The following is a 16548-nucleotide window of genomic DNA, read 5'->3' as shown; positions in this document are numbered from 1 at the left end:
ATAGGGTTTCGGCTCAAGGAGAGATCATGACTGTCGAAACCTTCGTCGCGCTGGTGCTGTTTGCCTTCACCACCTCCATCACACCAGGCCCGAACAATATGATGCTGTTTGCGTCAGGCGTGAATTTCGGTTTCCGCCGCAGCATCCCGCATATGCTGGGTATCGGGGCGGGGTTCCTGTCGCTGCTGATCGGGGTCGGCTTAGGTCTCGGCGCGTTGCTGCATTCGGTGCCCGTGCTTTACACCGGGCTGAAATTCGCAGGCGGGCTCTATCTCGTCTGGATCGCGTGGAAGATCGGCACCTCCCGCAGCCTGAGCGAGGGTTCGGCCGCATTGGAGCCGATGAGTTTCCTTGCCGCGGCCGCCTTTCAGTGGGTCAATCCCAAGGCGTGGGTGATGGCGGTGACGGCGATGGCGACCTATACGGATGAGCGGCAATATTTCCTCACCGTGCTTCTCGTCGGTGTGGCCTTCGCCGCGGTCAATCTTCCCAGCGTTTCCACCTGGGCCGGTTTCGGCTCGGCCCTGCGCGACTGGCTGGCTGTCCCGGTCCGGCTCAAATGGTTCAATATCACCATGGCCGTGCTTCTTGTCATCAGTCTGTGGCCGATGCTGAAATAACCGCCTTCACGTCGGGAACTGCCGGTAACACTCCTCGGCGATCGCCTGCACCTCGTCGCGCGTCAGCTCGGCGGAAACGGCGTAACCCAGTTCATTGTCGATCCAGTAGAAGGTCTCGATGCCGTCGGCGCTGGCCATGCGGAAGCTGGTGGTGCGGTTTTCCTCGTTGTGGCCGATCAGCACCGTCACCCGGCGGCCGGTCTTGTCCTGATACATCAGCATCGCGCCCGGCTTGCCGCTGACGGGGATAAGACGCCCGCCGACGAGGTCGTATCCGATCTTCGAGAGATCGGGGATGGTAAAGGGGTAACCGAGCCGCTTGCCGAGCCATGTCGCGAGATGCTGCTGTTCTCCGGCACCGACTTCAACGGGATGGCGTACCTCGCTCGCATAGATGAGATAGGCGGATTTCGCCTGCGCCGGAATATCCGTCGTCAACGATGCGAGCGTCACGTCCTGCGGTGTGGAAAAAGACGGCGGCAGAAGCCTGCCGGCTGCAGCGCCCGCCACGAAGATCAAAAGGGCGGCCGCTGTTTGCAGCAGAGCCGGTTTTGCCCGCCATGCGCGGGCCTTCTTTTGTGGAGCGAGCATGGATGCGTCATGCGGATGTGCGGCGGCATAGGAGGCGAAGGCATTGCGCAGAATATCGGCCTGTTTTCTCCACTCTTCCACGCGGGCCTGCTCTTCCGGCCTTTCCGCCAGCCAGGCCTCGACGGCCGCGCGATCGTCGTCGGAGAGAAGTCCGTCGACATAAGCGTGCAGGTCGTCTTCGGTTATGGTGTCGGGCCGTTTCATCGGGGTCTCCGCAGGGGAATGATATTGTCCGCCGCCAGATGCTGGCGAAGGGTCTCTCGGGCGCGGGACAATCTGGACATGACGGTGCCGAGCGGGATCGACAATGTCTCTGCCGCCTCCTGATAGCTGTAGCCTTCCACCGTCACCAGCATCAGCACCGCGCGCATGTCCGGCGAAAGAAGCGCGAGCGCGCCGTGCAGCCGGTCGTTCTCCAGCGTGTCGGAGAGCGTCTCTGCGCCGGCGATGCTCTCATGGCCGTCCAGGCTCTCGGAAGGATGGCGTTTCTCGGCGCGGTGGCGGTTACGATAAAGATTCGTCATTATCGTGTAAGCCCATGATTTCAAACCCGTTCCGCGCCACTGCCTTTTATTGGTCAGCGCCTTTTCCACGCAATCCTGCAAGAGGTCCTCGCCATCGGCATCGGAACGGGAAAGGCTGCGGGAATAACGGCGCAGCATGGGCATCAGCGCCAGCATCTCCGCCTCGAAGCTGCCGGCTGCGGGGGAATGGCTCCCCCGCTTTTCGTCCTTCATGCCATCAGGGTTTTGCGGCATCCCATACACCGTTCATACCGTCGCCGGTGGCGTCGCCTTTTTTCGTGTCCTTGACCCAGTAATAAAGCGGCATGCCATCCTTCGCCCATTGCATCTTGCCATCCTTGCGCTTCACGAGGGAATAGGCGCCCTCGGCCTTGTCGCTGGCGGCTGCGAAAAACGGCGGCCAGTTCACCGCGCATTTGTCGTAACAATTGGATACGCCCTTCTTGTCGTTCTTGAAAGTGTAGAGCGTCATGCCTTTTTCGCCCGCCAGCACATCGCCCTTGGCAGTCTTGACGGTTTCGACCATAGGGGCGGCATAGGCCGTTCCGGCAAAAGCCAGAACGAGGGCGGGAACGATAAAGCGGATCTTCATGGACATATCCTCCTTGGTTCGGGCGGCCTCTGCCGCCAGCACATCAAGAGACACCGCAGCCCGACGGATTATTCCCTGCGGCAACGAATTTTCGCGATTTTTAAACTTATCCATTGAGCTAACTATTTCGATATGATAGTTAGCCTTATGGAAAACTATTCAGACGCGCTCGACGATATCTTCCAGTCTCTTGCCGATCCGACCCGCAGGGCGGTGATTCTGAGGCTGGGCGGCGGGGAGGCGAGTATCGGAACGCTCGCCGAGCCCTTCGACATGGCCCTGCCATCCTTCATGAAACATATCCGCCAGCTGGAAGAGGCGGGGCTGATCGTGACGCGCAAGCAAGGGCGTGTCCGGTTCTGTTCCCTGGAGAAACAGAGGTTCTCCATGCTCGATGGCTGGTTGTCACAACAACGCGCCATCTGGGAAGGCCGCACCGACCGGCTCGAACAATTCGTGATGGCACAACAGGACAGGATGTCCAGCAAAGGGGAGAATGACCAATGACCGAGACTTTCAATCCCGACCTCGATCTGAAGATTTCACGCGTCATCAGGGCGCCGCGCCGGCTCGTCTGGAATGCCTGGACGGACAGGGCGAGCCTCGAACAATGGTGGGTGCCGCATCCCGGCCAATGCCGGGTCGACCGCATGGAGCTCCATCCCGGCGGCGCTTTCGAAACGCGCTACAGCGAGGACGGCATGGCCTTCGGTCCGCATGTCAAAGGATGTTTTCTGGCGGTGGATCATGAGCAGCGTCTGGTTTTCACCGATGCGCTGACGGCGGGTTTTCGCCCCTCCGCCCAGCCGTTCCTCACCGCCGTGATGACGTTTCGCGATCACCCCGACGGCATGGAATATGTGGCTTACGCCATGCACAACAATCTTGAGGATCGCGACAGGCACGCGGAGATGGGGTTCTTCGACGGCTGGAACACGGTTGCGGAGCAGCTGGCGCAGCTTGTCGAGAAGCAAGCGGTCAATTGAGCCTTCATATTGGCGAGATGATTCATCTTTCGTTCTTTTTCTGTTGCGCACAACGCTCGAATCCTGCGATGAGGGCGCATGTTATTTTCACCGCAACAGGACGAAGCGCTGAAGGCTGTTTCCCGCTGGCTGAAGGAAGGCCGGACGCCGGTTTTCCGGCTGTTCGGTTATGCCGGAACCGGCAAGACGACGCTTGCCAAGCACTTCGCGGAAAATGTCGATGGCGAGGTGCTGTTTGCGGCCTTCACCGGCAAGGCGGCGCAGGTGCTGCGCTCGCGCGGGGCCACCAATGCCCGCACCATCCATTCGCTGATCTATCGCCCGCGCGGCGAAGAAACCGTGGAAGACGAGGAAACCGGCAAGACTTCGATTGCGCCGATGTTCTCCATCAACCGCCAGAGCCCGCTCGCCAAGGCGGCGCTTATCATCATCGATGAGTGTTCGATGGTGGACGAGCAGCTTGGCAGGGACCTGATGAGCTTCGGCACGCCGATCCTCGTGCTCGGCGATCCCGGCCAGCTGCCGCCGGTTTCGGGAGGTGGCTTCTTCACCGAGCAGGAGCCGGATTATCTGCTGTCGGAAATCCATCGGCAGGCCAAGGACAATCCGATCATCCATCTTGCCATGGATGTGCGGGAGGGCCGCGAGATCATGCGTGGCGATTACGGGACCGCGCAGGTGATTTCCAAATCCGAGGTGACGCAGTCGCTGGTGCTCGACGCCGACCAGGTGCTGGTCGGCACCAACCGCACCCGCCGCCGCTACAATCAGCGGCTTCGCGAGCTGAAGGGTTTTACCGCCGATTACCCGCAATCCGGCGACAAGCTGGTCTGCCTGCGCAACGATCCGGCCAAGGGGCTGCTCAACGGCTCGCTATGGCAGGTGATGAGTTCATCGCGCGAAACGGTGAAGCCCGGCATCAACCTGATGATCCGGCCGGAAGACGACGATATGGATCGCGGTGCGGCCAAGATCAAATTGCTGAAGGCGGCCTTCGAGGACGTGGAGACCGAAATTCCGTGGTCGACCCGCAAGCGATACGACGAGTTCGATTTCGGTTATGCGCTGACCGTGCACAAGGCGCAGGGTTCGCAGTGGAACAACGTGGTCCTCTTCGACGAAAGCTATGCTTTCCGGTACTCGCGCGAAAGGTGGCTTTACACTGCCATTACCCGTGCGGCGGAGACACTGACAATCGTTCGTTGATCGTGACTATGCACGGATGACGCCGAGCAGAACCGCCTTGGCGACCGCCTGAAAGCGGTTGCTGGCATTGAACTTGCCGATGATCTTCGCCTCGAGGACATTGAGATCGCTGCCCGAAAGACCAAGGGCGCGGGCAAGGCGCACCGGGGCGTAACCCTCCGCCATCAGCTCCAGACATTTTCGTTCGGTATCGGTCAGGGCGATGTCCTTCGCCGGGGCCCGTTCCGCGCCATCCATGCCGTCCGCATCGGTGTCGGTGACCAGCAGTTCCTCGATCTGCTGCGCCTGGCGCTGAAGGGTGGAAAGTTCCGCCGTCAATTCCCGCTTCCGCTGCCGCAGCGCGGCGTGGAATATGTCGTCCGCCTCATCTTGCGAGAGCGAACGGACGAATTTTTCCATGATCTCGGTAATGGCGGCGACGGAAATGCCTACTTCGCGGCAGACATTGATGACGGCCATGCGCTGGACGTTGCGATGGGTGTAGACCCGCATCTGGCCGATGCGCTTCGAGGTCAGCAGCGCCTTCTCCTCGTAAAAATGCAGCGTCCGATGGGTGACGCCGAAGATATTGGCCATGTCGGCAATGGGGACCGGTTCGGCGGGCAGGGAGGAAGGCAGGCTTATATCCGGTAAAAAGCTGCTGATCCTTAGATTGGGTTTGTCCTCGTCGCCGTGATTTTCGAACGGCATCCGGCCATCCTGCATTGTCTCCCCCTTCGCGCTTTCAGGCAGCGTGCCTGCCTTTTTAAGGCGTCCGTTGCTTGTTCCCCGGCAACGGACCTGTTTTCCGATCAAGACATCATGCCAAACGCTACATAAGAACCGTAACGTGTATTGTGTGTTTTCGTTCCCGCCCTCATAAAAAATCTGCCGGCCTCCTTGCGGTTGGCCTCAACCTGCGTGAAACAGGATGTCAATTCCGAACCGGAGCCCTGATGACATGCCCGCTAAACTTTCTGTCAATCTGAACGCAATTGCCATGTTACGCAACCGTCGCGATCTTCCATGGCCGGATGTCGCGCATTTCGGGCAAATTGCACTCTCGGCGGGTGCAAGCGGGCTGACTGTACACCCGCGGCCCGACCAGCGCCATATCCGCTTTTCAGACCTGCCGGTGCTGCGGGCACTGATCGATGATCGTTTCCCCGGTGCGGAATTCAACATTGAAGGTTATCCGACTGAAGATTTCCTTGTCCTTTGCGAGAAGACCCAGCCGGAGCAGGTGACGCTGGTGCCCGACGACCCGTCGCAGGCGACGTCCGACCATGGCTGGGATTTCCGCAAACACGCCGTTTTCCTGAAGGATGTCGTTGGACGCCTGAAGGCCGGCGGCATGCGCGTCTCGCTTTTTGCCGATGGCGATGGAGAGCGGGAGCCGGTGGAACTGGCGGCGGAGACGGGGGCTTCCCGTATCGAGCTTTATACCGGCCCTTATGGCGGCTGTTTTGACGATCCGCAAAAGGCGGATGTGCTTGTCGAGAAGCTCGGGCAGACGGCGGATCATGCCAGAGCGCTCGGGCTTGCCGTCAATGCCGGCCATGATCTCACTGTGGCGAACCTGCCCAGGCTGATGAAACGTATCCCTTATCTGGCGGAGGTTTCCATCGGTCACGGGCTGACGGCGGATGCGCTGGAATATGGCATGGCTGAAACAGTCCGGCGTTTTTGTCAGGCCTGCGGTCAGGCTATTTCATAACCAAAGTCAATTTTTTCGCCTATGCTTTGCCTGCGCATGCTCCGTGCGCAAGCTTTGGAAGGCAGAGACATATGCAAGAACATCATGTTGTCGTCGTGGGTGGAGGTTTCGGCGGTTTGCAACTGGTACACGGGCTGGAGGGGGCCCCTGTCCGCATCACACTGATCGACCGCCGCAATCACCACCTGTTCCAGCCCCTGCTTTATCAGGTTGCGACGACGGCTCTCGCGACATCCGAAATCGCCTGGCCGATCCGCCATCTTTATCGCGACCGCAAGGAGGTGACGACCCTGCTTGCGGAAGTGACCGGCATAGACCGGGCGGCACGGACCGTGCAGCTGAATTCGGGTGAAGCGATCCACTTCGACACCTTGGTGCTGGCCACCGGCGCGCGCCACGCCTATTTCGGCCGTGATGAGTGGGAACGTTCAGCCCCCGGCCTCAAGACGCTGGAAGATGCGACGACAATTCGCCGTCGCCTGCTTCTGGCTTTCGAGCGGGCCGAACTCGCCACCAGCGAGGAAGAGCGGCAGGCGCTGCTGACCTTCGTGATCATCGGGGCCGGCCCGACGGGTGTGGAAATGGCAGGCATGATCGCCGAGCTGGCCCACAAGGCGCTGCCGGCGGAATTCCGCAATGTGGATACCAGAAAGACCCGGGTGCTGCTCGTCGAGGCTGGCCCCCGCGTTCTGCCGGTCTTCACCGAAGATCTTTCGGCCTATGCAAAGGCGGCGCTCGAAAAGCTCGGCGTCGAGGTTCTGCTCGGAACACCGGTGACGGCGTGCACCGATGAAGGGGTGACGGTGGGCGAGACCTATTATCCCTGCCGCACAGTCGTCTGGGCCGCCGGCGTGCAGGCGTCGCCCGCCGCGAAGTGGCTTGACGCCGCCGCCGACAGGGCGGGGCGCGTCATCGTCGGACCTCATCTCAATCTGGAAGACGATGCCGACATCTTCGTTATCGGCGACACGGCGGCGGTCAATCAGGAAAGCGGCAAGCCGGTGCCGGGCATTGCGCCCGCGGCAAAGCAGCAGGGCGCCTATGTTGCGAAGGTCATCAAGGCGCGGCTTGACGGCAAACCATTGCCGGCTCCCTTCCGTTACAGCCATCAGGGCAATCTGGCGACCATCGGCAAACGCGCGGCGGTGATCGATTTCGGCAGGTTCAAGCTCAAGGGCGTACTGGCTTGGTGGATATGGGGGCTTGCCCATATCTACTTCCTGATCGGAACACGGTCGCGGCTTGCCGTGGCGTGGAGTTGGCTGTGGATTTACCTGAGCGGCCAGCACAGCGCTCGGCTTATTACCCAGAAAGAGACGCTGAAGGACGAAGCCTGAGGCGGAGGCGGAAAGGGCGGGAGATCCCGGCCGCCTACTGTCCTAGAGGGTAATAACCTCTCCGTCGTCATGCTCGGGCCTGTCCCGAGCATCTGCAACGTATCGAATTGACGGGACGTTGGCAGATCCTCGGCACGAGGCCGAGGATGACGTCGTGTGGAAGGAGAGGTTTGCCCCAATCAAAAGGCGGGAAGCAATTGCTCCCCGCCCTTTTTTAGTTACGACGTCGATTTGGCGCCCATCAAGCGTCGAGCGATGCAATGTCGATGACGAAGCGATACCGCACGTCGCTCTTCAGCACGCGCTCATAGGCTTCGTTGACATCCTGGATGTTGATCGTCTCGATTTCCGAGACGATGTTATGCTCGCCGCAGAAATCCAGCATGTCCTGGGTTTCCTTGATCGAACCGATCATCGAGCCGGACAGGCTTTTCGCGCCGATGATGAGCGAGAAGGCGTGCACCGGGATTGCATGTTCCGGCGCACCGACGACGACCATGCTGCCCTTGGGCTTCAGGAGGCCGAGATAGGCGTTCCAGTCGATGGCGACGCCGGCCGTGCAGATGATCAGGTCGAAGGTGCCGGCCAGCTTCTCGAAGGTCGAGGCGTCACTGGTGGCGTAATATTCCTTCGCGCCGAGCTTCAGGCCGTCTTCCTTCTTCGACAATGTCTGGGAAAGAACGGTGATATCCGCGCCCATGGCCGCGCCGAGCTTAACGCCCATATGGCCAAGGCCGCCCATGCCGACAATCGCGACCTTCTGGCCGGGACCGGCATTCCAGCGGCGCAGCGGCGAATAGAGCGTGATGCCGGCGCAGAGAAGCGGTGCGGAAGCGTCGAGCGGCAGGTTTTCCGGGATCGACAGGACATAACCTTCCTTGACGACGATCGAGTCGGAATAGCCGCCATGGGTCGCGGTCTTCGTGAAGGGGTCGACGTCATTATAGGTCTGGACGATGCCAGGCATATAATGTTCGTTGTCGAGGTCGCGGGTGGCGCAGCCGACGCAGGAATCGACGAAGCAGCCGACGCCGACACGGTCGCCGACCTTGAACTTCGTGACCTTTGAACCGACGGCTTTCACGACACCGGCGATTTCATGGCCGGGAACGATCGGGTAGACGGCGTTCTTCCATTCGTTGCGGACGGTGTGGATGTCCGAGTGGCAGATGCCGGCATATTTGATGTCGATGACGACGTCGTCATCATTCGGCTCGCGGCGTTCGAAGGTGAACGGGGTAAGCGGCTTCGACGCATCGGTCGCAGCGTAACCTCTAGCAATAGCCATCTGAATATCCTTTCGGGAGTTGGGGACGTCGGAATATGCGATGGAAGAGGGACGCGGCGTTAGAGCGATCCTCCGAGCTTTTTGCACGATCCTGCAAAAATATGGTGGGCCACTCTTTGCGCGGGCCGCGCGGCTTTCTAGATAAAAGGCATCAGCCGCATCTCTTCTTTAAGCTAAGGGATTTCCCCATGTCCTTGCCGTTCAATGTCTATCAGGAGATCGCCTCCATCGCCGCGCGGCATACCACTGAGGACGGTGAGGTGCAGACGGTAATCGACTCCCTCGGCATCAGCCGGCGCACGACGCCAAGCGCCCCATGCCACGGCAGCTATCGCCCCTGTCTCGCCATGGTGATCCAGGGTTCGAAAAGCGTTCGGCTGGGAACCGACACCATCAATTACGGGGCGGGGGATTATCTCCTGACCTCGCTTGATCTGCCGGTTGCGTGGCGGGTGGTGGAGGCGAGCAGGGAGGTGCCGCATTTCTGCATCGCACTTGCCATCGACAGCGAAAAGCTGCTCGATCTCATGCGGCGCGTGCCCATCGATCCGCCCGCCGAGCCGGCGAATGCGCAGCGCGGCATCGTCGTCAATACGGCCACGCCGGAACTTCTCGACGCGGCCATTCGCCTGTTGCGTCTGCTCGACCGTCCGGCGGACATCCCGGCCATGGCGCCGCTGATCGAGCAGGAAATCCTCTACCGTATTCTGACCGGACCGGCCGGCGGGCAGCTTATGAACATCATCGCGGCCGGCAGCCATGGCAACCGCATCGCCCGCGCCATCGCCTGGCTGCGCGAGAATTTTGCCCGCCAGCTGCGTATCGAGGATCTGGCCGATCATATCGGCATGAGCGTCTCGTCCTTCCATCATCACTTCAAGACGATCACGGCCATGACGCCGGTTCAGTACCAGAAGCAGCTGCGCCTGCATGAGGCGCGGCGGCTGATGCTGCTGGAGCGGCTGGATGCGGGCACCGCCGGCCACCGCGTCGGTTATCAGAGCCCGTCGCAGTTCAGCCGTGAATATAGCCGCTTTTACGGATTATCGCCGTCGCGGGATATCGATGCATCGCGGGAGATCAGCGCGGCTGGGTAGGTGTCCATTCAAGGCGGAGCGGTGGCACGTGGGGCTTACCCCCCTCTGCCCTGCCGGGCATCTCCCCCTCAAGGGGGGAGATCGGCAGGAGGCCCTACCACCGCTCCATTCGCAAACGTTGAGATGGGCGAGACCCAACCACGAGTCGATCTCCCCCCTTGAGGGGGAGATGCCCGGCAGGGCGGGGGGGGGTAAAGCCCCCACCATCGATCTGCCACCAACACAAAACCTCCTGATAAAGCTCCCCAAGCCGGCATTCACCCTCCGCCGCACCGCGTCAATTCTCATCCTCTCTGAAGAATCCGCTTGACCGCAACGCAGCCTCCGCTTAAATGGCGCTCGAACCGTACCGTACGGTACATTAATCGAGCCCCTGGAGTGGAAAGACTTGGCTTCCGACCCGATCACAGCGCAGGAATTTTCGCCGCGCCAGAACGCCGTTCTGGACCAGGCATTGCGTCTATTGGTCGAGGGCGGCGAGAAAGCGCTCACCACATCCGGTTTGGCGCGCGCCGCCAACTGTTCCAAGGAAAGCCTCTATAAGTGGTTTGGTGACCGGGACGGCCTGCTGGCGGCGATGATCACCTTTCAGCAGAGCAAGGTCCGCACCTTTGAAAAGGCGGGTGACCGCGTTTCCGCACCGCAGCTTGCCGATCACCTCGAGGTTTTCGCGCATGATCTGCTGGATGTGCTGGCGGGTGACGTGTCACTGGCGCTTAACCGTCTGGCGATAGGGCAGGCGAGCCGTGACGGCTCGAAGCTCGGCGATCTCTTGCTGGAACGCGGCCGTCGCCAGATCGACCGGCGGGCGCGTGGGCTGATCGAGGCGGGTCGCCGTTCCGGTTATCTGCGTTTCGATGATGCCGAGGAGGCATATCGTAGTTTTTACGGCCTCATCGTTTCGGATCTGCATGTGCGCATGCTTTTGGGCGAGGCGCCGGACAAGGATTTTTCCGCCCGGGCGAAGAAGGCGGTCGTCGCCTTTCTGACCCTCTACGGCACGGAAAAGGTACATTCGGAACTCAGCGGCAAACCCGCCTGACATTCCGGTTCAGACAACTGAGAGACAAGCATTAGGGAAGGACCATAAAATGCGCGTTTATTATGATCGTGATGCCGATCTCAATCTCATCAAGTCCAAGAATGTCGTCGTTGTCGGCTACGGTTCCCAGGGCCGCGCCCATGCGCTGAACCTCAAGGATTCCGGCGCCAAGAACGTCGTCATCGCTCTGAAGGCCGGTTCGCCGACCGTCAAGAAGGCCGAAGCCGACGGCTTCAAGGTTATGACCGTTGCCGAAGCCGCCAAGTGGGGCGACCTTCTGATGATGGCGACGCCGGACGAACTCCAGGCCGACATCTACAAGGCCGACATCGCCGGCAACATCCGTGATGGCGCAGCAATTGCTTTCGCACACGGCCTCAATGTTCACTTCGGCCTCATCGAGCCGAAGGCATCGCTCGACGTCGTCATGATCGCACCGAAGGGCCCCGGCCACACGGTTCGCGGCGAATACCAGAAGGGCGGCGGCGTTCCCTGCCTCGTTGCCGTTCATCAGAACGCTTCCGGCAACGCGCTTGAACTCGCTCTCTCCTACGCCTGCGGCGTTGGCGGCGGCCGTTCGGGCATCATCGAAACCAACTTCAAAGAGGAATGCGAAACCGACCTCTTCGGCGAACAGGTCGTTCTGTGCGGCGGTCTCGTCGAACTCATCCGCGCCGGTTTCGAAACCCTGGTCGAAGCCGGTTACGCACCGGAAATGGCCTATTTCGAGTGCCTGCACGAAGTGAAGCTGATCGTCGACCTGATCTATGAAGGCGGCATAGCCAACATGAACTACTCGATCTCCAACACGGCCGAGTGGGGCGAATACGTCACCGGTCCGCGCATCATCACCGCCGACACCAAGGCTGAAATGAAGCGCGTCCTGCACGACATCCAGACCGGCAAGTTCACCTCCGAGTGGATGCAGGAATGGAAGGCCGGCGGCGCCCGCTTCAAGGGTATCCGTCGCAACAACGACTCCCACCAGATCGAAGAAGTCGGCGCCAAGCTGCGCGGCATGATGCCCTGGATCGGCAAGAACAAGCTGGTCGACAAGGCCGTCAACTAAGCTTCATTGCTTGCAGAAGATTGGAAGGCCGGGGCGAGAGCTCCGGCCTTTTTTGCATTGTGCCTGGTGCTCGATCACACGATGGCGTCTTCTTCTTCGGTAACCACCGAAACCGGGAAGTGATCGGAGAACCCACCGAGATTGACGTTTTTGACCGCATCGCCTTTCGACAGGCCGAAGCGGATCGGCCCCTCATTCTTGCTGTGGCTGACCATGGCGGCAATGGCTTCGATTTTTGCCGTCTCCTCACGCGCCTTGAAGCCACTGCTGCCGGTCAGAAGCGATCGGGAAACGAGGATCTGATCGAAGATATTGGCGTCTCCGTTGAAATAGAGCGTGCCGTAGATCGTTCTTGCCGTGCCGACGGAATCGACCACCGGCTGGCGCAGGTAATTCCAGGTGAGATTATAGAACATGGCCGATTGCGAGTTTTCGACATCGTCGCGCTCGCGGGTGGAATTGGCGTGGTAGCGTAGCGAGGCATCGGAAGGATCGTCGTTGAAGTCGCCGAAGGCGACAACGGCGATGTCGTTGCCTTTCTCTTCCCTGATACGCTGGTGCCAGTAGCCCAGCGTTTCACCGGCCGTCATGCGAAAACCGGCGCTTTCCACCGCGCCGCCCGAGCGCGACGGCCAGTGATTGGAGAGCGCGATAAGCTGGCGGCCGCCCTTGGTGATGAAAGTGCACTGGGTAATGTCGCGCGTGCCGGTGCGGCGCATCACGAAATGGCTGAAAATCTCGTTCTCGTTGATCAGCAGCTTTTTGCTGTCATAGATGAAGGCGGTATCGATGCCGCGCTGGTCCTTGCTGGAATCGGCATGCACGACCCGGTAGGAGCGCGCGGGCATGAGGTCGTTCAGATGTTCCGCCAGCGTCTCCAGAACGAAACGGTTCTCGACTTCGCAGACACCGAGCAGATCCGGTCCCGCGCCGCCGATCTGGCTTATGATCGAACCGAGCTGCTTGACCTTGGTTTTGAACAGGTCCTCGGTCCAGCCTTTCAGATCGTTCTTCAGCCGCTCGGCAATCCACGGCTCTCGCGCCGGATAACCCTCCGGCGCAAACAGGTTTTCGACATTCCAGAACGCCAGGACATATTGGGTCATGATCCGCACACCTCCGGTTGGTTTTTCAAGCCTAGTGGAAGTTTTTGCCATAACAACTTGAAATTGTCATGAAGGTGGGCGGCCGGCGTCATTTTCCCGTTTTCGGCCTTACTTCGCTGGCGGGATGACACCCTTCGTCAGAAGGAAGCAGCCATAAAACCGTGTCTCCCCTGTGGTGATGACACAATAGGCTTTTTTTGCCTGCTCGTAGAAGGCGAAGCGCTCGATGCCGTACATGGGTGCGGATTTTCCTTCCGCCGCGTCGATTTCCTTCTGCACTTCCACCTGTACCGGCTCCAGCTGATCCGGCGCGCCCATCACTTCCATGCGGCCGACGGAAGGCTGCAGCGGCGTGTCGAGCGGCAGGACGGAGAGGATCGCCTTCATGGCGCGGGCTGCGGAGACGTTGTCGATATGCAGCACCTTGCCGACGGTCGTGTGGCGGGCAACGGAATCGGAAGGGAAGTTGGTATCGGAAATTACCAGCGTATCGCCATGCCCCATGGCGCGCAGCGCGTGCAGGACATCGGCATTCAGCGCCGGGTCGATATTTTTCAGCATGTCATCAAACTCCCATGATGCTTTCGCCGTGTTGCGGCGCGCGCGCAATCCAGCCGGAAAACCTTGCCGCGTCAATCGCAAAGGTGTGATTGTGAAGCTTTGCGCAAGGGTGTATTTGGCTTTGTCCGCAAAATCGGGCCTTAAGGCAGGTCGGTTGCGGGCAAGGTGCAGGGAGGCAGAAATAATTCGAAAAACTGATAAGTCAGTATTGCTGACGTATCGACATTTCTGTAAAGATGCACGCATAAAAACGACACAAGAGGAAACGTACCCATGCTCAATTGGGAACAAATTTTCGCCACGCGCTCTTCGCGCATGAAAGCGTCCGAAATCCGCGAGTTGCTGAAGCTGCTCGAGCAGCCCGATATCATCTCCTTTGCCGGCGGTATTCCGGACCCGGCTCTTTTCCCCGCAGAGGAGTTCCAGCAGGCTTATGCGGAAATTTTTTCGGGTTCGCAGGTCAACTCGGCGCTGCAATATTCGGTGAGCGAAGGTTACAAGCCGCTGCGCGAATGGCTGGCGGGCGAAATGGCCGAGATCGGCATCGACTGCACCGCCGACAATGTCTTCATCGTTTCCGGTTCGCAGCAGGGTCTCGATTATCTCGGCAAGCTGTTCCTGTCGCCGAAGGATACGGCGCTGGTGACGTGGCCGACCTATCTCGGCGCACTTTCCGCCTTCAACGCCTATGAGCCGAATTACGACCAGCTGAACCCCGGCGGCAACCGCACGCCCGAGACCTACCGTGAGAATGCCGCCAAGCTCGGCGGTGCGGTGAAGTTCGCTTATCTCTCGGCCGATTTCTCCAATCCGACCGGCGAAACTGTCGATCTCGCCGGCCGTGAAAAGGTTCTGGCGCTGGCCGATGAACTCGATATCGCCGTCATCGAAGACGCCGCCTATCAGTCGCTGCGTTACGATGGCGAAGCTGTTCCGCCGATAATGGCGCTCGACATCGCCCGCTCGGGCGGCATTGAGAACACCCGCACCATCTATTGCGGCAGCTTTTCGAAGACGCTCGCACCAGGCCTTCGCGTCGGTTACATCGTCGCTTCCGCGCCGGTTATCCGCAAGCTGGTGCTGATGAAGCAGGCTGCCGACCTGCACTCCTCGACCATCAACCAGATCGCCATCGAACGTGTCGCCTCGCGCGGCTTCGACAAGCAGGTCGCCAAGATTAAAGCCGCCTATAGCGCCCGCCGGGATGCGATGCTGGCCGCACTCGACAGATACATGCCGAAGGGTACGCGCTGGACGAAGCCGGAAGGTGGCATGTTCATCTGGGTGACGTTGCCTGAGGGGATGGATGGCGCCGCTCTGTTGGCGAAATCCATCGCCACGGAAAAGGTTGCCTTCGTTCCCGGCCGGGCATTCTTTGCGGATGGCTCTGGCACGAACACGCTGCGCATCAGCTTCTCCTGCGCCAACGAGGCGATGATCGAGGAAGGCATGAAGCGGCTTGGCCGGTTGATCGCAACGGCACAGGCGGAAACGGGCGAGGCGCTGCCGGCGATTTGATGTCGGCGGTTCTCGGGAGTGACGGAGGGTGCGGCTTACCCCCCTCTGTCCTGCCGGACATCTCCCCCTCAAGGGGGGAGATCGACTCGCGGTTAAGGTATCGCCATATCAACAGCTGAAAATGAAGTGGTGTCAGCGCCTCTTGCCGATCCCCCCCCTTGAGGGGGAGATGCCCGGCAGGGCAGAGGGGGGTGAGCTGCAAGCGCGAAGGGGCATTGTTACTCCTAACCGCGACGGCCCCAACAGATCCCACCCCAAAAATCCTGCCTGTCACATACATGTTATGCAATCATGTTTTAGCGGTCCCACCAAACAACAGGGACTGGACCCATGAAAACGCTGCTCTCCGCTTTCACCGCCATCGTGTCGCTCGGCTTCATCGCCACCGCCGCCAATGCCGCCGATCTGGTGCTTTACACCAGCCAGCCCAACGAGGACGCGCAGGCGACCGTTGATGGTTTCAAGGCCGCCAATCCCGGTCTCGAGGTTGAATGGGTGCGTGACGGAACGCCGAAGATCATGGCCAAGCTGATGGCTGAGATCAATGCCGGCAATCCGGTTGCCGACGTGCTTTTGATCGCCGATACCGTGACGCTGGAGCGCATGAAGCAGGCTGGCCAGCTTCTCGCCCATAAGTCTGCGGAAGCCAAGAATATCGACGCCTCGCTCTACGATGCGGACGGCTTCTATTACTCCACCAAGCTCATCACGACAGGCATCATGTACAACACCGCTGCCGCGATGAAGCCGACGAGCTGGAAGGATCTGGCCAAGGCGGAAGCCAAGGGTCTCGTGACCATGCCGAGCCCGTTGACCTCGGGTGCGGCGCTGATCCATGCGCAGACGCTCGCCGCTGTTAAGGATCTCGGCTGGGACTATTACAAGCAGCTGAAGACCAATGAAGCCATTGCCGGCGGCGGCAACGGCGCGGTACTGAAGTCCGTCGCTTCGGGCGAAAAGGCCTATGGCGTGGTCGTCGATTACATGCCGATCCGCGAAAAGGCCAAGGGCGCGCCGGTTGAGTTCGTCTTCCCGGAAGAGGGCGTTTCGGCCGTCACCGAGCCGGTCGCGATCATCAAGGGCACCAAGCATGAGGAAGCGGCCAAGAAGTTCGTCGATTACGTGCTGTCCGAAAAGGGCCAGCAGGGCTTCGTCAAGCTCGGTTACATTCCCGTGCGTGCCGATGCCGGCATGCCGGAAGGTTTCCCGGCCCGCGACAAGATCAAGGTTCTGCCGCTCAACGCTGCCGATGCGCTGAAGAATTCCGAACAGGACCTGAAGACTTTCTCCGACATCTTCGGCTCCAAGGGCTGAT

Annotated in this window: 18 protein-coding genes; 11 read left to right on the top strand and 7 right to left on the bottom strand. The window is 60.2% G+C overall.

Annotated features, from left to right (window positions below):
* The first annotated feature begins 26 nt into the window (after positions 1 to 26).
* Positions 27 to 620, top strand: coding sequence for a LysE family translocator (locus N5D22_RS09960; RefSeq protein WP_279656210.1), 594 nt, complete (start codon positions 27 to 29; stop codon positions 618 to 620).
* Between the two features lie 6 nt (positions 621 to 626).
* Here the strand turns inward: N5D22_RS09960 and N5D22_RS09955 are convergent, their stop codons facing one another.
* The 3 genes from N5D22_RS09955 to N5D22_RS09945 are packed head-to-tail and all read right to left on the bottom strand — an operon-like array spanning position 627 to position 2327.
* Positions 627 to 1415 (bottom strand): anti-sigma factor, encoded by a 789-nt coding sequence (locus N5D22_RS09955; RefSeq protein ID WP_279656209.1) that lies wholly within the window; start codon positions 1413 to 1415, stop codon positions 627 to 629.
* The gene (locus N5D22_RS09950; protein ID WP_279656208.1) at positions 1412 to 1969 is read right to left on the bottom strand and encodes an RNA polymerase sigma factor; all 558 of its coding nucleotides are present in this window, start codon (positions 1967 to 1969) and stop codon (positions 1412 to 1414) included. The genes N5D22_RS09955 and N5D22_RS09950 overlap by 4 nt, the downstream gene beginning before the upstream one ends.
* Positions 1953 to 2327 carry a hypothetical protein gene (locus tag N5D22_RS09945; protein ID WP_223215537.1) on the bottom strand — a complete coding sequence of 125 codons (375 nt, stop codon included), beginning with the start codon at positions 2325 to 2327 and terminating at the stop codon, positions 1953 to 1955. The genes N5D22_RS09950 and N5D22_RS09945 overlap by 17 nt, the downstream gene beginning before the upstream one ends.
* A 147-nt stretch (positions 2328 to 2474) precedes the next feature.
* Between N5D22_RS09945 and N5D22_RS09940 the strand changes: the two genes are divergently transcribed.
* The 3 genes from N5D22_RS09940 to N5D22_RS09930 all read left to right on the top strand — a co-directional run bounded on the left by N5D22_RS09940 (position 2475) and on the right by N5D22_RS09930 (position 4519).
* Positions 2475 to 2834, top strand: coding sequence for a metalloregulator ArsR/SmtB family transcription factor (locus N5D22_RS09940; RefSeq protein ID WP_020810226.1), 360 nt, complete (start codon positions 2475 to 2477; stop codon positions 2832 to 2834).
* Complete coding sequence (locus N5D22_RS09935) at positions 2831 to 3313, top strand: SRPBCC family protein (RefSeq protein ID WP_279656207.1); 483 nt, start codon at positions 2831 to 2833, stop codon at positions 3311 to 3313. Before N5D22_RS09940 ends, N5D22_RS09935 begins: the two co-directional genes overlap by 4 nt.
* A gap of 78 nt (positions 3314 to 3391) precedes the next feature.
* The gene (locus N5D22_RS09930) at positions 3392 to 4519 is read left to right on the top strand and encodes an ATP-dependent RecD-like DNA helicase (RefSeq protein ID WP_279656206.1); all 1128 of its coding nucleotides are present in this window, start codon (positions 3392 to 3394) and stop codon (positions 4517 to 4519) included.
* Between the two features lie 6 nt (positions 4520 to 4525).
* Here N5D22_RS09930 and N5D22_RS09925 read toward each other — a convergent pair whose 3' ends face one another.
* Entirely contained in the window at positions 4526 to 5224 is a 699-nt protein-coding gene (locus N5D22_RS09925; RefSeq protein WP_347881150.1) for a MerR family transcriptional regulator, read from the bottom strand.
* 235 nt (positions 5225 to 5459) lie between these two features.
* Between N5D22_RS09925 and N5D22_RS09920 the strand changes: the two genes are divergently transcribed.
* Positions 5460 to 6215 (top strand): pyridoxine 5'-phosphate synthase, encoded by a 756-nt coding sequence (locus N5D22_RS09920; protein WP_279656204.1) that lies wholly within the window; start codon positions 5460 to 5462, stop codon positions 6213 to 6215.
* Between the two features lie 71 nt (positions 6216 to 6286).
* Positions 6287 to 7552, top strand: a complete 1266-nt coding sequence (locus N5D22_RS09915; protein WP_279656203.1) for an NAD(P)/FAD-dependent oxidoreductase — start codon at positions 6287 to 6289, stop codon at positions 7550 to 7552.
* Between the two features lie 241 nt (positions 7553 to 7793).
* Here N5D22_RS09915 and N5D22_RS09910 read toward each other — a convergent pair whose 3' ends face one another.
* Entirely contained in the window at positions 7794 to 8840 is a 1047-nt protein-coding gene (locus tag N5D22_RS09910; protein ID WP_279656202.1) for an NAD(P)-dependent alcohol dehydrogenase, read from the bottom strand.
* 188 nt (positions 8841 to 9028) lie between these two features.
* Here N5D22_RS09910 and N5D22_RS09905 point away from each other — a divergent pair, with 188 nt between their 5' ends.
* From N5D22_RS09905 to ilvC, 3 genes are all read left to right on the top strand, one after another.
* The gene (locus tag N5D22_RS09905; RefSeq protein ID WP_279656201.1) at positions 9029 to 9937 is read left to right on the top strand and encodes an AraC family transcriptional regulator; all 909 of its coding nucleotides are present in this window, start codon (positions 9029 to 9031) and stop codon (positions 9935 to 9937) included.
* Positions 9938 to 10325: 388 nt separating this feature from the next.
* Positions 10326 to 10979, top strand: a complete 654-nt coding sequence (locus tag N5D22_RS09900; RefSeq protein ID WP_003507581.1) for a TetR/AcrR family transcriptional regulator — start codon at positions 10326 to 10328, stop codon at positions 10977 to 10979.
* 49 nt (positions 10980 to 11028) lie between these two features.
* Complete coding sequence (ilvC, locus tag N5D22_RS09895) at positions 11029 to 12048, top strand: ketol-acid reductoisomerase (RefSeq protein WP_003495030.1); 1020 nt, start codon at positions 11029 to 11031, stop codon at positions 12046 to 12048.
* 74 nt (positions 12049 to 12122) lie between these two features.
* On the opposite strand, the gene N5D22_RS09890 is transcribed toward ilvC, so the two are convergent.
* Both N5D22_RS09890 and N5D22_RS09885 read right to left on the bottom strand, forming a co-directional pair.
* Positions 12123 to 13154 carry an endonuclease/exonuclease/phosphatase family protein gene (locus tag N5D22_RS09890; protein ID WP_279656200.1) on the bottom strand — a complete coding sequence of 344 codons (1032 nt, stop codon included), beginning with the start codon at positions 13152 to 13154 and terminating at the stop codon, positions 12123 to 12125.
* 108 nt (positions 13155 to 13262) lie between these two features.
* Positions 13263 to 13715 carry an RbsD/FucU family protein gene (locus N5D22_RS09885; protein ID WP_003522400.1) on the bottom strand — a complete coding sequence of 151 codons (453 nt, stop codon included), beginning with the start codon at positions 13713 to 13715 and terminating at the stop codon, positions 13263 to 13265.
* A gap of 273 nt (positions 13716 to 13988) precedes the next feature.
* Here N5D22_RS09885 and N5D22_RS09880 point away from each other — a divergent pair, with 273 nt between their 5' ends.
* Both N5D22_RS09880 and N5D22_RS09875 read left to right on the top strand, forming a co-directional pair.
* Positions 13989 to 15233: a PLP-dependent aminotransferase family protein gene (locus tag N5D22_RS09880; RefSeq protein ID WP_035223971.1), complete on the top strand. Its 1245-nt coding sequence runs from the start codon at positions 13989 to 13991 to the stop codon at positions 15231 to 15233.
* Between the two features lie 330 nt (positions 15234 to 15563).
* The gene (locus N5D22_RS09875; protein ID WP_196378737.1) at positions 15564 to 16547 is read left to right on the top strand and encodes an ABC transporter substrate-binding protein; all 984 of its coding nucleotides are present in this window, start codon (positions 15564 to 15566) and stop codon (positions 16545 to 16547) included.
* Position 16548: the final 1 nt, after the last annotated feature.

This window comes from Agrobacterium sp. GD03872, from assembly GCF_029840625.1.
GTDB classification, from domain to species: Bacteria; Pseudomonadota; Alphaproteobacteria; order Rhizobiales; family Rhizobiaceae; genus Agrobacterium; species Agrobacterium fabrum_A.
Note: the sequence above shows the minus strand (reverse complement) of the source record. Positions and strands in the feature narration are given on the sequence as shown.

Coding starts and splice junctions, on each gene's coding strand:
- N5D22_RS09885 (WP_003522400.1), bottom strand. CDS start 13,715: ATGCTGAAAAATATCGACCCGGCGCTGAATGCCGATGTCCTGCACGCG.
- N5D22_RS09915 (WP_279656203.1), top strand. CDS start 6,287: ATGCAAGAACATCATGTTGTCGTCGTGGGTGGAGGTTTCGGCGGTTTG.
- N5D22_RS09935 (WP_279656207.1), top strand. CDS start 2,831: ATGACCGAGACTTTCAATCCCGACCTCGATCTGAAGATTTCACGCGTC.
- N5D22_RS09925 (WP_347881150.1), bottom strand. CDS start 5,224: ATGCAGGATGGCCGGATGCCGTTCGAAAATCACGGCGACGAGGACAAA.
- N5D22_RS09945 (WP_223215537.1), bottom strand. CDS start 2,327: ATGAAGATCCGCTTTATCGTTCCCGCCCTCGTTCTGGCTTTTGCCGGA.
- N5D22_RS09875 (WP_196378737.1), top strand. CDS start 15,564: ATGAAAACGCTGCTCTCCGCTTTCACCGCCATCGTGTCGCTCGGCTTC.
- N5D22_RS09920 (WP_279656204.1), top strand. CDS start 5,460: ATGCCCGCTAAACTTTCTGTCAATCTGAACGCAATTGCCATGTTACGC.
- N5D22_RS09890 (WP_279656200.1), bottom strand. CDS start 13,154: ATGACCCAATATGTCCTGGCGTTCTGGAATGTCGAAAACCTGTTTGCG.
- N5D22_RS09950 (WP_279656208.1), bottom strand. CDS start 1,969: ATGCCGCAAAACCCTGATGGCATGAAGGACGAAAAGCGGGGGAGCCAT.
- N5D22_RS09910 (WP_279656202.1), bottom strand. CDS start 8,840: ATGGCTATTGCTAGAGGTTACGCTGCGACCGATGCGTCGAAGCCGCTT.
- ilvC (WP_003495030.1), top strand. CDS start 11,029: ATGCGCGTTTATTATGATCGTGATGCCGATCTCAATCTCATCAAGTCC.
- N5D22_RS09960 (WP_279656210.1), top strand. CDS start 27: ATGACTGTCGAAACCTTCGTCGCGCTGGTGCTGTTTGCCTTCACCACC.
- N5D22_RS09940 (WP_020810226.1), top strand. CDS start 2,475: ATGGAAAACTATTCAGACGCGCTCGACGATATCTTCCAGTCTCTTGCC.
- N5D22_RS09880 (WP_035223971.1), top strand. CDS start 13,989: ATGCTCAATTGGGAACAAATTTTCGCCACGCGCTCTTCGCGCATGAAA.
- N5D22_RS09905 (WP_279656201.1), top strand. CDS start 9,029: ATGTCCTTGCCGTTCAATGTCTATCAGGAGATCGCCTCCATCGCCGCG.
- N5D22_RS09930 (WP_279656206.1), top strand. CDS start 3,392: ATGTTATTTTCACCGCAACAGGACGAAGCGCTGAAGGCTGTTTCCCGC.
- N5D22_RS09955 (WP_279656209.1), bottom strand. CDS start 1,415: ATGAAACGGCCCGACACCATAACCGAAGACGACCTGCACGCTTATGTC.